This window comes from Rhodoferax sp. XS2R6 (assembly GCF_056521365.1).
On the sequence record NZ_JBWMAY010000002.1, the window covers coordinates 921614 to 933158 of the forward strand.

Below are 11545 nucleotides of genomic sequence, written 5' to 3' on the forward strand. Positions count from 1 at the left end.
TCCTCAGGAGAAAAGCAATGGAAGTTTGGATGTCTGTTCAGGTCAAAAACACTGACCACCCCCGCGCCGGTCAAGCCGGTATCGTGCACACCGTCGACAAGACCAAACCCGACCAGGTGGGCGTCAAGTTCGACAGCGACGGCCAGATCCAGCTGGTGGACGTGGCTGACCTCAAGCAGCTGTAAACCATGGCCCGCCTCCTTGGTACCGCCCCATGCACGGGGCCGAGCTGCAGCGAAAAAGTTGCAGTGAACGAAACCGGAGGCGGCTCTCTCTCGTGTAAGTGCCAGATCTGCAAATGGTCCTCATTTGCCCCACCCGGAAGCCGAGCCGCGCGCGAGCTGCGCAAAGTCATGACGCCGATTGAAGACGGCGACGACGACACCGCACCACCGCCCAAAACACCGTCCGCCGCAACCCCACCAAAGCCGCCCCCTAAGGCGGCTTCGTCCGTTTTTGATCTGGCACACCTATGACCACCGACTTCAACAAAATGGCCGCAGAGGCCGAGGCCGCGCTGGGCGCCGGCGCGGCGGGCGGTACTGAACCAGGCACCGAGAAGGTGGTGGCCGAGCCCATCCCCTCGCTGACCAACGCGCAGGCGATAGAGGGCGCGGTGATCATGGCCCGAGAGGGGTTCTGCGGAATGACCAAGCTCAAGAGCCCACGCGCCGCGCTGCCCAACGAAAGCGCCCGGCAACTGGGCGACCTGTGGGGCCCGGTGTGCGACAAGCACGGCATCAACCTGGCGGAATGGATCGGGGACTACGTGCTCGAGTTCTCCGCGATCATGGCAACGGTGGCCATCCTCACCCAGGTGCGCGCCGCGGTGCAGGCCGAAATCGCCGCTATGAAAGCGGCCGAGAAAAAGCCCGAAGCCGCTGCAGCCGATGGCCCCCAAGCCTAAGGCCCTGGGCATTGCCGCGTTTGGCGCGCGCGGCACCGGAAAAACTACGTGGATCGTGCAGCTGCTGCAGCAGTCGAACCCGCCGTGTGCACTGGTGTGGGACTTCAAACACGACCCCGGCCTGCAGTCGCTGTACACCCCGATCACCAGCATGCCCGCGCTGATCAAGGCGGCCAGCGCGCCGCGCTTTCAGCTGCGCTACCTGGTCGACCACAGCAAAGACATTGCGCTGCAGTTCGAATGGTTCTGCCGGCTGGTCTGGAAAACCGGGGCCCTGGTATTTGTCGATGAGCTGCCAGAGGTCACCCGGGCCGGCAAAGCCCCCGACGCCTGGCGCCGCATCGTCAACATCGGGCGCGAGTACCGAGGCGACGACGGCAAGATCCGGCACATCACCTACATCGGCGCCGCCCAGCGCCCGGCTGAGGTGGACAAGAGCTTCATCAGCAATGCCGACGTGATCCACACCGGCCGCCTGGCCCACGTGGGGGACGCCAAGAAGCTGGCCGAGTTCATGAACTGCAAGTACTCCGACCTCACCGCCCTGGCCGATTACCACTGGATCGAGCGCAGGGCAGGGCAGATCGAGCCCCTGCGCGGGGTGCTTCTACCACCAAAAAACACCGGGCCTGCAAAAAAAGTTGCATCCCGGCCACGGCCCAAAAAACAGGCCTAAGAAACGCTCCCTTAGGGGGGCGTTTTTGCATTTATCGACATCGGCGGGACTCTCGGGGCATTGATTTTTCAACCCGATCAACCCCGGAGAAACCGCCAAATGGACACCACCAAGCTCATTCCCGCCGCGACCACGATCGCCATTGCCTACGCGATCATGCATTTCGTCAAACACCCCCTGGTGAAGGCTGGCGCTGCCGGCGTCATCGGCGTGGCCTTCGCTAAGCAGATCCCGTATCTGAACAGCGGCCTCTGATCCCCGATCAGCGCCCACCACACGCCCGCCTCCCCAAAACATCAGGAAAAGGTAACCTGCCATGAATCGCTTGCAAGTGATGAACCCGTTTAACAACGTGGTCGCCTCCGGTGTCGCCAACTGCGACTTGAACAACCTGCTCGGCACCACGCTGGAGTGCATCAACTTGACCCTGGCCGGCACTGCGCTGACCAAGGCCATGCTCACGCTGATCCAGCTCAAGGCCAACGGCAAGGTGATCTGGGAATCGGACGGCTCCAAGCTGGACGCCCTGGAAAACTTCAAGAACTACGCCACGGCCGACGCCACTAAGCTGTCGATCAACTTCATGGAGCCCAAGACCAAGACCGTCAACGCCTTCCAGGCTGGCGCGATTGACCTGAGCCCCGAGAGCGGTATCACCAACCTGCGTTTGGAAGTCACCATTGCCGGTGCCACAGCCCCGGCGCTGTCTGGCATTGCCGAGCTGTCGCCCGCGGTGGACATTCCCTCCGAGCGCGCCATCCGCTTCCTGATGCTGCGCCGCCACCGCGTGACGCAAACCATCGGCGCTGCCGCCACCTACGCGCTGCAGGTGCCTCACCTGGACCCATCCGGCGGCGGCTCCGTGTTCAAGCGCATCGCCATCTACTCGGCCAACTGCACCGCCATCAAGGCCATGCGCGAAGGTATCGCCGAGTTTGAAGTGACCAAGGCCGAGAACGAGTGGATCCAGAAAAAAGCCGGGCGCTCTCCCCAGGCCAACCTGGTGGTGTTCGATCCCATTCTGGACGGCATCCAGGCAGGCCGTGTGTGGGACACCCGCCCCGCCAACGGCGTCAAGCAGGCCCAGCTTTACGGCACCTTCTCTGCTGGTGAAACCATCACCATCGAAACCGAAGAGCTGCTGCCGCTCAACCTGTACTAAACCAACTTCAAGGGGCTGACTGATGGACTACATCTCCAACAGTCTGACCACCGACCAGGTGAATCAAGCCAGCGAGGAGCGCACCAAGCGCCTGTTCGTTGGCTTTCTTTCTTCAGCCCTGGGCGTGGATCAGACCTATCTCAACGACGACGCCTACGCATCGAGCGGCACCAACCAGTTTGTGATCGCCAACCCGGACGGCTCCTACAGCCAAGTGGGGCGCAGCGTGTCCAACCAGCAAGGTGTGGCCGCTGCCGGTGGCATCTCGCCCATCGTGCTGCTGATTGGCGGCTTCCTGCTGTTCAAACTGCTCAAGGGCTAACCGTGGACGACAGCACCTCAAGCGTTGCGTCGCAGTACGCCAGCTATGGGGCAGGGCGTGAGTCGGCTGAAACCTCGGCTGGATACGGCATGGGCACGCCCGTCAGCACCTATTCGAGCTCTGGCGGCCAGCTGTATGACAGCGATGGCACCGTTTACAACACGGACGGCACCCAAACCCAAGACTCCAGCATCGTGGGCACGCCTCCAGCAGCTGCTATGTCGGGTGCGACCTTTGCAATTCCAAGCACTGCGCCGGTTGTCTCTGGTGCTCCAGCCACTGGTGTGGCCAGCGCACCAGCCACTGGTGTGGCCAGCGCACCAGCCACTGGTGTGGCCAGCGCACCAGCCAAAGGTGACTTGCCCCGCGCTCTGCTCACCCTGGGATCGTTCGTGCTGGGCTTTTTGGGCCTGGCCACGCCAGCCGCACCAGGCGCAGCTCTGGGCCTTGGCAAGATGTTTTACAACGGCGAGCACACCAAGATGCTGAAGGACTTCGGGTCCACAGCTCCCACCACCAACGTGGCCACCGGCACAGGCGCCGCTGCAGCTGCCTCCTACTTCTCAGGCGATGCCCCGGGCTCTCGCTCCGGATCAGGTGGGTATGGCTTCGCCAGCTCCCCCGTGATCGGCTACCAGGGCGCACTGGTGAATCAACCCAACAGCCCGGCGCTGGCCACTGCCAATCTGGGCACCAGCAAGGCCGCCACCAGCACCCTCAAGCTCACCCCCGCAGGCGTGAGCACCACCCAACAAGCCGAGACCCCATGGACTGCCATTCTGGTGACCGTGGGCCTTGTCGCATTACTGAGCTGACACCATGGGCAACAAAGTAACCACGCTGTACGACTTCACGCTGACGGCCAACGGCTCCCAGCAGATCCAGGCGGACGCCAATTTCTACAAGATCCTGACGGCCAGCGGAGATGTGAGCATCACGCGCGACGGCGGCTCCACCGTCAAGCCCATGCGCGCGGGCCGGGGTGAACGCAATGTGGAGTTTTTGACCCTGACCATCCGTGACCTGAGCGGCGCACCCAACAGCGGCACCATCCTGGTGGGCGACTCAGATTTCATCGATGACACCATCGTGTTGTCCAGCGCAATCAACGTGCGCCCTGAGGCCGCGAGCGCATCCTACGATTCCGCCACACCCATGGTTGCTGCAACTGCAGAGACGGTTTTCACCCCAGGTGCCAATGGCGCGGGTGCGATCGTGCTTTCTGCGGCATTTCTTGCAACCAATAACGCCAGCAATGTGCCGGGTGTGGCTCTGGTTGCAAAGGCAGGCGCTGCCCCTGCCAACAATCTCGACGGTGAGTTAATCCTCAACGCGAGCCAAGTATTTTCTGCAGGCACCAGTACCTGGGAAGGTGGACAGCTGCCGCGTGAAGTGATGATTCCTGCCGGAATGGGGCTCTATTACATTTCTAGCGCGGCCACGGTGGGTGCATTTGTTCGTTCCTGCCGCTACAAATTCCTATGAGCACCGCCGCCAATCTGACCCTGACCGCCGTGGCCGTTGGTGTGGCTGCTGCCTGGTATGTCCGGCGCTCGGAGCTGGTGGGGGAGGGGGCGGGCTTCGATCTGTTTGCCGGCATCGACAACGCCTGGCTCCCCGAGGGCGACGACACCATGCCCGACCAGCTGCCCAGCGTCATCGAAAGCACCATCGTGCAGGCCGCCAGCCTGGGCGAAACCATCACCGCGGCCGTGGGCCTCAATACCGTGCTGGACCAAGGCTCTGTAGATCGCAACGTGCGCGCCTTCCTGGACATGATCGCCTACGCTGAGGGCACGGCCGGACCCAACGGCTACCGCACTCTGTTTGGCGGCTCCCTGTTCGACAGCTTCGCCGACCACCCGCGCCAGTTCTTCACCTTCACCGACAAGACCGGCAAGGTCAGCAAAACCAGCGCTGCCGGCCGCTACCAGTTCCTGAGCCGCACCTGGGACGCGCTGGCCAAGCAGCTGCAGCTGCCCGACTTTGGCCCTGCCAGCCAAGACCGTGCCGCCATCGAGCTGATCCGCCAGCGCGGTGCCCTGCGCGATGTGCAGGCCGGGCGCATTCAGGCCGCCATTGCCAAGTGCGCCAACATCTGGGCCAGCCTGCCCGGTGCTGGGTACAACCAGCCAGAGCGCAAGCTGTCCAGCCTTTTGAACACCTTCGCCCAAGCGGGCGGCACCCTTGAAAGCCAAGCATGAGCACCCTGAACCTTTCCCCCAAGAACCCCGTGATCCTGGCCGTGCTCGGCATCGGTGCCTTCTGGCTGCTCACCCAGCGCCGCGCCACTGCCGGCACCGCCTACGGCGCCAACCTGGCCAACCAGTCGCCATCCAGCAAGGTCTACGGTCTCCCCATCAGCGCCGCCGGTGTGCGCCAAGTCCAGCCCGCCGCGAGCCCCATCAGCTCCATCCTGTCCATCGGCTCCCAGCTGCTGAATAACTTCAACCCCGGCCGCTCGGCTGTGAGCAGCTACGGCACCGAGTACTTCCCGGCCGCCCTGGGCACCGGCGTCAGCGCCGTGTCGGACGGCAACATCGGTGAAGCCGCGGCGCAGGAGTACTACAGCAGCCACGCCGACCAGTTCATCGCCACGGTGCCCACCATCACCCAGGACATGTTCGACCGCGCGCAGCTGGAAGGCATGAGCGAGTACTGATGAAAATCGCCCCCGTCTCTGCTGACCTGCTGATCAAGGTCGCCATTGGTGCCGCCGTCATTGGCGGCGTGTGGTGGGTGGTCAGCAAAGGCGTGGCCAGCTTCGGCGCCGCCATCGACAAGATCACCAGCTTCCCCGGCGCCATTGCCGACAGCGTGAGCGAGGTGGCCGACGAAGTGATCGTGGCCGCAAAGGAGGGCGGTGCCGCCTGGCAGGCGGGCTACGTGCCCAACCCCGACTATGGCAACGAGGGCCGCAACTACGGCACCCCCAAATACAGCAACCCCCTGGTGAACGACCAGGGCTATGACTTCGGTCAACTCTCGGGATAACACCATGTGGCCCCAACTGCTCGCCGCCCTGTTTGGCGTCATCGACAAGGTACTGCCAGATCCTCAGGCCGCCGCCAGTGCCAAGCTGGAAGCCATGAAGCTGCAGGCCAGCGCGGAGGGCGCCCAGCTGGAGGCCGCCACGCGCCTGGCACTGGCCCAGATCGATGTGAATAAGGCCGACGCCAGCAGCGGCAACCTCATGCAGTACGGCTGGCGCCCCTTCATCGGCTGGATCTGCGGCTTGGCACTGGCCTGGGACACCATTGGCCGCCCGGTGCTGGTGATGGGCTGGGTGATGGCCGGGCACACCGCGCCGGTGCTGCCCACGCTGTCCACTGAACAGCTCTACGGCCTGATCTTCGGCATGCTGGGCCTTGGTGGCCTGCGCAGCGCTGAAAAAGTTAAAGGTGTTGCATGACAGTCGCCGACCTGCTGCCCTGGCTCAACCTGCTGCTGGTGCCCGCCGTGGGCCTGCTGATGAGCATCAACACCCGCCTGGCCACCCTTGAGGCCATCCAGCGCAACCACGCCGCCCGCCTTGAACGGCTGGACGGCATTTCTGTTTAACCACCGGAGACCACCATGGCCACACGCAAGAAGAAGACCCCACCCCGCAAGAGCAACGGCCAGTTCCGCCGCCGCAAAAAGTAGGGTCTGAATCCGCCATAGGGAAAGTGCCAAAGAACGAAGCCCCGGCCAGTGCAACCCGGCCGGGGCTTCTAGTCAAAAACGTAATGGAGCTACGCTGTGACCTTGGCAGATATTACCCCAATCATTCAAAATCTGAGCCTTATGCCGTTCGAGAAAATGCTTTTGCTGGCAATATTCTTGCTGCTCTGGAAGCTCTGCGGCGCGCTGCATCGCTGGATCGAGCTGCGATACTGGAGGCCGACACCGCCACCACCGGAAATCAAGAAAAAACGGGCTGTAGCCCGCAAGAAGACTGCGCCACCAGCTATCAAGTTGATAGCGGTTTAACGAACTCCCCAGAACCTGCAATACGCCACTACCTCAAAGCCCTTGTTGGCATTCTCCAGTAGGTATTTCCCGCAGGCATCGGCCCCGATAAACAGCGCGTTATTGATTGACCCGTCGTCAAACTTCAGGGTGGCGATGTGGTCCACATTGGGGTTGTTTTGCTTTGCACAGATCGCCGAGAACTTCCCTCCGGACAACTTTGCAAAGTTTGCGGCGTGGAACGCGCACTCCCTATCGGTGGATAGGTCCTGCTGGACTACGAAACCGCCCTTGTTGTCAAAGACCTGCAGGTACAGCCCGTTATAGCTGCTCTCAGGTGGGTTGACGAAGCTGATGCACCCGGTCAACACCAAGGCGATGGAAAAGATCAAGGCTGTGATTCTCATGGACTGGCTCCCTGTTGTTTGAGCCGTCATCATATTGGCCCGAGCGCATGGCCGCCAGCCGTTCCTCCAGCTCCCGGATCTTGTACATGGCAAACTGGTGCGACCAATGGGCCTCGCTGCAGGCATCGCCAAACCCGTAAGATGTGAGCCAGTACAGCGCCTGCAGCGGCGCCTGGGGCACCGGCCTGGCATCGCGGAGCCAGCCGCGCATGGTGGTTGGGTGGATCTGTAGGATTTTGCAGGACCTATCGGCCCCGATTTCGTCGACAAAAAGGCGCAGCTGGGCCGCGCCGCCTACCTTAGGCGGTTTGAGCATCGTCTGATTTCTCCCTGATTTAGGGAATTGAGGCTAGGCGAAGGCCAGCGGATTGAAGGCCCAAAAACCCCGGCCGGGTGCCTTCTTTTTACGCTTTCTACTTGATACGATGTATATTATGTTTAGTTAAATAGCTACCAGAAAGCCTCCCCATCACCGAATTGTGAATGCCACTGTGGGAACGCTGAGGTCGGCAAAGGACGCACCCAAAGCCAACTCACCTTTTCCATGCAGTACACACTCCTCACGCCGCAACAGAACATCGGCGCCTCCAGCTTCTGAAAACCGGACCCAGCTGCCATAGCTGCTCACGTCCACCAGCATCACGCAACCGTTGCGCCACTCCAGACGTGCGTGGGTACGCGAAACGCGAGGATCATTGACGACAAACTCCACATTTTTTACGCGGCCAATATGGATTGGTAGCTCAAACGATTTGAAGCTTTTCACAGTATCCATCCACTGCAACACCACTTCGCGACCCAAGGCATCGCCAGCACCCGACAACAAGTCGTCAGGATTGAGCTGCGCCTGCATGGTCAAAAAGTCTGACGGCTCTTCTTCGCGCCACTCGATCTGAAACACATTGCAGGGCTCAGCGCGCCCCCGAATATGGATAGGCCCAAGCATGCGAAAGCTGCTACCGCGAACTTCCAACACACGGTCCAATGCATTGGCACTGGCCCAAATCTGGTGCGGACCGCACAGATCGCACAAACGGGATGCCACGTTGACAGCATCCCCGTAACAATCGTCTGCGACCATTTCAACCTCGCCCGCAGCCAATCCAATACGTATGGGCAAACGCAGGTCGGAGGGTAAGCGCATCGTCTTCTTGTGGTGCAGTCTTTGGATATCAACCACTGCAGCCACAGCGTGATCTGACTCAGAGAAGACAACCATGACACCATCGCCCAGCGTCTTGACCAGTCGCCCCCCATGACGTTCGCATTGCTGAGCGATCCAGGTCGTGATTTGGGTCACTGATTCGGTGGCGCGCGCATTCCCCAACGCCTCAAACACCGCGGTGCTGCCGTGCAAATCGGTGAAAACTACGGTCGCTTGAACACCCATTCCCAATTGATCCTGTTCTTATGCAGAGCTTGAGTTTAGGGCATACAGCGACGAAAGAGAACGTATGGCGCAATCAGTGTCTGGCAAAAAGAAAAGGCTCGTCATCACGCCGTTCATTCGAGGTTATGGCGACCAATCTTCATCTACGCTAGGCCGTGGTGATGCTCAAGCTAGCGCCATGCAGAGAGCAAAAAGTCCCAGTAATCTCAAATTCGCAATGCCGATAGGGAGTTCCCTTTCATGCGCAGTGTTGTATATCTCGCACAGCCGGTGTCAGCCCCTATTGCCCATGGCATTGGGTTTGCTTATGGTGCACTGCGAGTCATTTGAGAATAAATACATATGCGTTGGACACCCTCTAATTTCATGAACAGCCTGCTGAAAGGCGCCAACACGGGCAAGCCCAAGCGCGATGCCCCGACACTCAACGACATTCGGCACGCAATGCTGGAAGTCTTGGGGGATCGCGGTGCGCACGCTTACCCTATCGTGCAATTGCGAGTGACCTACGCCGATGACGTGCAAGATCTTTGGTACTTGCGGGGCGACGTAATGGCCGCTATTGCGGCCATGGACGGCGAAGCCACTGCACGGCAGCAATTAGCCGATGTGAGTGCAATGTTCAAGGGCTTGTTGCCCAGTGGATTGAGCTCACGTGCCAGCCCATTGGGGCACTAGCGACTCAGTGCCCCCAAACCAGCATCACGTCTTTGCCCTCGGCGGCCAACTCCGCCGACTTGCCTACCGGCAACAGCACCTTGGTTTGCACGTGTCCATAAGGCAAGTTCGTCAAAACTGGGATTTTGAGCTGCGACTGTAACCAGGTAACCACGGTATTGAACTTGTAGCCCTTATCGTGTGTGCTTAATTTGAAACCCGTGAACTGCCCCAAAGCAATCGCTTTTTGGTCGGCCAAAACTCCAGCATGCAATAGCTGGGTCAACATCCGCTCGATCTGGTAAGGATGTTCGCCGACATCCTCAAGAAAAAGAATGCCCCCTTTGATAGATGGGAAAAAAGGTGTTCCCACCATTGAGACCAAAACACTGAGGTTGCCGCCCCAGATGGTTGCGTGGTGGATGTTCACCGGAGCGCCGGCCAAAGGCTGGCTTTGGCGCCAACCAGTACCTTCACCCTGCCCGCTTGCCATGTCATGGAAACAATCCTCCATGATGTCATCAGGCTGAAGGTCGGGCGCGCCCCCCACACCAAAGCCTTCGCACAAAGCGGGGCCAGCCCAAGTAACCGCACCCGTTTTGGCAAGTACAGCCAGCTGGAAGGCGGTGAAGTCACTGATGCCCACGAAATGCATGCCGCGCTCAATCGCCTTGGCAACCGATTTGTACTGAATATCGGCCAACATACGTGTGATGCCGTAACCGCCGCGCGAAATCAATGCGATGTCAGCGCCGCTGGCGCATGCACGATGGATGGCTGCCAAACGGGTTTCATCGTCCCCAGCAAAACGCATATGGCTGCTCAATGCATCAACATCCACTTCGACGTCGTAGCCAAGAACACCAAGACGTTTGACACCGCGTTTGAAAGCGGCTTTGTCGCGAACAGCCCCGGAGGGCGAGTAAATGTAAATATGTTTTTTCACCATGGAATTATCCGTCGCAAAAAACAGCTTCAATCCGATCAACCCAAACATCGAACTGACCATCAAATACATCCAACACTGGGTTTTTATACGTGCTTGGGGAGACTGCATTCAGTTGTTCAAGAAGTCCTGGAGAGGCACGAAGTGCAGCCTGATGCCCTTGATCCGGATAGGGGTAGCCATCCGCCACGGCATCGGGACAGGAGGGTACTTGAAACACCTCCAGAATCTGAGTCGCTTCGCTTCCCATCCACGCGTTGGCCAAATGGACCCCCTGCCCTTCCGCCAACACAAGGACCTTTGAAGGCGCCAAATGCATGAGCAATGACTGCAAACTACGCAAATGCAGTTGCAAGGTGTGTGCTGCGATCTTTTTGGGCTTGTCACTCATGCCAAAACCAATCAAATCAGGGGCAATCACACGGAGCCCTCTGGCACTGAGCGCGGAGATAAGGTGCCGGTAGTGGTAACTCCATCCCGGCAAATCGTGCAAGCAAAGCACCGTGCATGCGGACTCCGCCGGCCCTTCATCCAGATAATGCATCCGCCATCCGCACAGGTCTTTGGTATTGCTAAAGAATTTGGAAGCAAAAGGATAGTCCTGGATGCTCGCAAAAGCGGCCTTGGGAGTCCGCAGTGCATCGTCCATCAGTGGTTGTGCATGGGCTTCACGCTCCTGGCGGCGTTCTTGAAAAAAATTACGCAAAGTGCCGGAACACTCATCCGACAAAACTCCGGCGGAAACTTGGGTGTGGTGATTGAGTCGCTGGATGGCAAACAAATCGAGCACCGATCCTGCCGCCCCTGTTTTGGAGTCAGCGGCACCATAAATCACCCGCTGAATACGGGCATGCAACATGGCGCCAGCGCACATGGCGCACGGCTCAAGGGTGACATACAGCTCGCAACCCTCAAGACGATAGTTACCTAACTGCTGAGCCGCCGCGCGCATGGCCACAATTTCGGCATGGGCAGAAGGATCATGTGACGCAATCGGTGTGTTTCGCCCCACACCGACTACTTGTCCGTTTTTCACCACTACTGCGCCTACAGGGATCTCTCCAGCGGCCTTGGCGGCCTCCGCCTGTGCCAGGGCCATACGCATGAACGTGCTGTCTTGAGTCATG

At 59.9% G+C, this 11545-nt stretch carries 20 protein-coding genes; 15 read left to right on the forward strand and 5 right to left on the reverse strand.

All coding sequences use genetic code 11. The features are described from left to right. Positions 1–17: 17 nt before the first annotated feature. The 14 genes from AC097A_RS10835 to AC097A_RS10900 all read left to right on the forward strand — a co-directional run bounded on the left by AC097A_RS10835 (position 18) and on the right by AC097A_RS10900 (position 7039). Entirely contained in the window at positions 18–185 is a 168-nt protein-coding gene (locus AC097A_RS10835) for a hypothetical protein (RefSeq protein ID WP_479620828.1), read from the forward strand. Positions 186–472: 287 nt separating this feature from the next. Further along, on the forward strand, positions 473–907 hold the full coding sequence (locus AC097A_RS10840) for a hypothetical protein (protein WP_479620829.1): 435 nt from the start codon (positions 473–475) through the stop codon (positions 905–907). Next, positions 891–1583 (forward strand): hypothetical protein, encoded by a 693-nt coding sequence (locus AC097A_RS10845; RefSeq protein WP_479620830.1) that lies wholly within the window; start codon positions 891–893, stop codon positions 1581–1583. The genes AC097A_RS10840 and AC097A_RS10845 overlap by 17 nt, the downstream gene beginning before the upstream one ends. Positions 1584–1682: 99 nt before the next feature. After that, positions 1683–1838 (forward strand): hypothetical protein, encoded by a 156-nt coding sequence (locus AC097A_RS10850; RefSeq protein WP_479620831.1) that lies wholly within the window; start codon positions 1683–1685, stop codon positions 1836–1838. A gap of 61 nt (positions 1839–1899) precedes the next feature. After that, positions 1900–2745 carry a major capsid protein P2 gene (locus AC097A_RS10855; RefSeq protein WP_479620832.1) on the forward strand — a complete coding sequence of 282 codons (846 nt, stop codon included), beginning with the start codon at positions 1900–1902 and terminating at the stop codon, positions 2743–2745. Positions 2746–2767: 22 nt separating this feature from the next. Continuing rightward, positions 2768–3067: a hypothetical protein gene (locus tag AC097A_RS10860; protein ID WP_479620833.1), complete on the forward strand. Its 300-nt coding sequence runs from the start codon at positions 2768–2770 to the stop codon at positions 3065–3067. Between the two features lie 2 nt (positions 3068–3069). Next, entirely contained in the window at positions 3070–3882 is an 813-nt protein-coding gene (locus AC097A_RS10865; protein WP_479620834.1) for a hypothetical protein, read from the forward strand. A gap of 4 nt (positions 3883–3886) precedes the next feature. Beyond that, positions 3887–4552 (forward strand): hypothetical protein, encoded by a 666-nt coding sequence (locus tag AC097A_RS10870; protein WP_479620835.1) that lies wholly within the window; start codon positions 3887–3889, stop codon positions 4550–4552. Beyond that, entirely contained in the window at positions 4549–5271 is a 723-nt protein-coding gene (locus AC097A_RS10875; protein ID WP_479620836.1) for a glycoside hydrolase family 24 protein, read from the forward strand. The genes AC097A_RS10870 and AC097A_RS10875 overlap by 4 nt, the downstream gene beginning before the upstream one ends. After that, entirely contained in the window at positions 5268–5729 is a 462-nt protein-coding gene (locus AC097A_RS10880; RefSeq protein ID WP_479620837.1) for a hypothetical protein, read from the forward strand. The genes AC097A_RS10875 and AC097A_RS10880 overlap by 4 nt, the downstream gene beginning before the upstream one ends. After that, positions 5729–6061 (forward strand): hypothetical protein, encoded by a 333-nt coding sequence (locus AC097A_RS10885; protein ID WP_479620838.1) that lies wholly within the window; start codon positions 5729–5731, stop codon positions 6059–6061. The genes AC097A_RS10880 and AC097A_RS10885 overlap by 1 nt, the downstream gene beginning before the upstream one ends. A gap of 4 nt (positions 6062–6065) precedes the next feature. After that, complete coding sequence (locus tag AC097A_RS10890) at positions 6066–6479, forward strand: 3TM-type holin (protein ID WP_479620839.1); 414 nt, start codon at positions 6066–6068, stop codon at positions 6477–6479. Continuing rightward, positions 6476–6628, forward strand: coding sequence for a hypothetical protein (locus AC097A_RS10895; protein ID WP_479620840.1), 153 nt, complete (start codon positions 6476–6478; stop codon positions 6626–6628). The genes AC097A_RS10890 and AC097A_RS10895 overlap by 4 nt, the downstream gene beginning before the upstream one ends. Positions 6629–6808: 180 nt before the next feature. After that, positions 6809–7039 (forward strand): hypothetical protein, encoded by a 231-nt coding sequence (locus tag AC097A_RS10900; RefSeq protein ID WP_479620841.1) that lies wholly within the window; start codon positions 6809–6811, stop codon positions 7037–7039. Here the strand turns inward: AC097A_RS10900 and AC097A_RS10905 are convergent. The 3 genes from AC097A_RS10905 to AC097A_RS10915 form a co-directional block, all read right to left on the reverse strand. Further along, positions 7036–7410 carry a hypothetical protein gene (locus AC097A_RS10905; protein WP_479620842.1) on the reverse strand — a complete coding sequence of 125 codons (375 nt, stop codon included), beginning with the start codon at positions 7408–7410 and terminating at the stop codon, positions 7036–7038. The genes AC097A_RS10900 and AC097A_RS10905 overlap by 4 nt on opposite strands. Next, positions 7352–7636, reverse strand: coding sequence for a hypothetical protein (locus AC097A_RS10910; RefSeq protein ID WP_479620843.1), 285 nt, complete (start codon positions 7634–7636; stop codon positions 7352–7354). The genes AC097A_RS10905 and AC097A_RS10910 overlap by 59 nt, the downstream gene beginning before the upstream one ends. A gap of 258 nt (positions 7637–7894) precedes the next feature. Then, positions 7895–8815: an adenylate/guanylate cyclase domain-containing protein gene (locus AC097A_RS10915; RefSeq protein WP_479620844.1), complete on the reverse strand. Its 921-nt coding sequence runs from the start codon at positions 8813–8815 to the stop codon at positions 7895–7897. Between the two features lie 366 nt (positions 8816–9181). On the opposite strand from AC097A_RS10915, the gene AC097A_RS10920 reads away from it, so the two are divergent. Then, positions 9182–9493 carry a hypothetical protein gene (locus AC097A_RS10920; protein WP_315479095.1) on the forward strand — a complete coding sequence of 104 codons (312 nt, stop codon included), beginning with the start codon at positions 9182–9184 and terminating at the stop codon, positions 9491–9493. A gap of 4 nt (positions 9494–9497) precedes the next feature. On the opposite strand, the gene AC097A_RS10925 is transcribed toward AC097A_RS10920, so the two are convergent. Both AC097A_RS10925 and tadA read right to left on the reverse strand, forming a co-directional pair. Continuing rightward, a complete protein-coding gene (locus AC097A_RS10925; protein WP_315479444.1) occupies positions 9498–10469 on the reverse strand; it encodes an LD-carboxypeptidase in 972 nt (323 codons plus the stop codon). Continuing rightward, a complete protein-coding gene (gene tadA, locus AC097A_RS10930; RefSeq protein WP_479620845.1) occupies positions 10426–11544 on the reverse strand; it encodes a tRNA adenosine(34) deaminase TadA in 1119 nt (372 codons plus the stop codon). The genes AC097A_RS10925 and tadA overlap by 44 nt, the downstream gene beginning before the upstream one ends. Between the last annotated feature and the right edge of the window lies 1 nt (position 11545).

Bases quoted from the DNA above. Each gene is read 5' to 3' on its own strand.
- AC097A_RS10850 (WP_479620831.1), top strand. From the start codon at position 1,683: ATGGACACCACCAAGCTCATTCCCGCCGCGACCACGATCGCCATTGCC.
- AC097A_RS10835 (WP_479620828.1), top strand. From the start codon at position 18: ATGGAAGTTTGGATGTCTGTTCAGGTCAAAAACACTGACCACCCCCGC.
- AC097A_RS10855 (WP_479620832.1), top strand. From the start codon at position 1,900: ATGAATCGCTTGCAAGTGATGAACCCGTTTAACAACGTGGTCGCCTCC.
- AC097A_RS10925 (WP_315479444.1), bottom strand. From the start codon at position 10,469: ATGTTTGGGTTGATCGGATTGAAGCTGTTTTTTGCGACGGATAATTCC.
- AC097A_RS10885 (WP_479620838.1), top strand. From the start codon at position 5,729: ATGAAAATCGCCCCCGTCTCTGCTGACCTGCTGATCAAGGTCGCCATT.
- AC097A_RS10920 (WP_315479095.1), top strand. From the start codon at position 9,182: ATGAACAGCCTGCTGAAAGGCGCCAACACGGGCAAGCCCAAGCGCGAT.
- AC097A_RS10895 (WP_479620840.1), top strand. From the start codon at position 6,476: ATGACAGTCGCCGACCTGCTGCCCTGGCTCAACCTGCTGCTGGTGCCC.
- AC097A_RS10875 (WP_479620836.1), top strand. From the start codon at position 4,549: ATGAGCACCGCCGCCAATCTGACCCTGACCGCCGTGGCCGTTGGTGTG.
- AC097A_RS10840 (WP_479620829.1), top strand. From the start codon at position 473: ATGACCACCGACTTCAACAAAATGGCCGCAGAGGCCGAGGCCGCGCTG.
- AC097A_RS10870 (WP_479620835.1), top strand. From the start codon at position 3,887: ATGGGCAACAAAGTAACCACGCTGTACGACTTCACGCTGACGGCCAAC.
- tadA (WP_479620845.1), bottom strand. From the start codon at position 11,544: ATGACTCAAGACAGCACGTTCATGCGTATGGCCCTGGCACAGGCGGAG.
- AC097A_RS10915 (WP_479620844.1), bottom strand. From the start codon at position 8,815: ATGGGTGTTCAAGCGACCGTAGTTTTCACCGATTTGCACGGCAGCACC.
- AC097A_RS10910 (WP_479620843.1), bottom strand. From the start codon at position 7,636: ATGCGCGGCTGGCTCCGCGATGCCAGGCCGGTGCCCCAGGCGCCGCTG.
- AC097A_RS10845 (WP_479620830.1), top strand. From the start codon at position 891: ATGGCCCCCAAGCCTAAGGCCCTGGGCATTGCCGCGTTTGGCGCGCGC.
- AC097A_RS10860 (WP_479620833.1), top strand. From the start codon at position 2,768: ATGGACTACATCTCCAACAGTCTGACCACCGACCAGGTGAATCAAGCC.
- AC097A_RS10880 (WP_479620837.1), top strand. From the start codon at position 5,268: ATGAGCACCCTGAACCTTTCCCCCAAGAACCCCGTGATCCTGGCCGTG.
- AC097A_RS10890 (WP_479620839.1), top strand. From the start codon at position 6,066: ATGTGGCCCCAACTGCTCGCCGCCCTGTTTGGCGTCATCGACAAGGTA.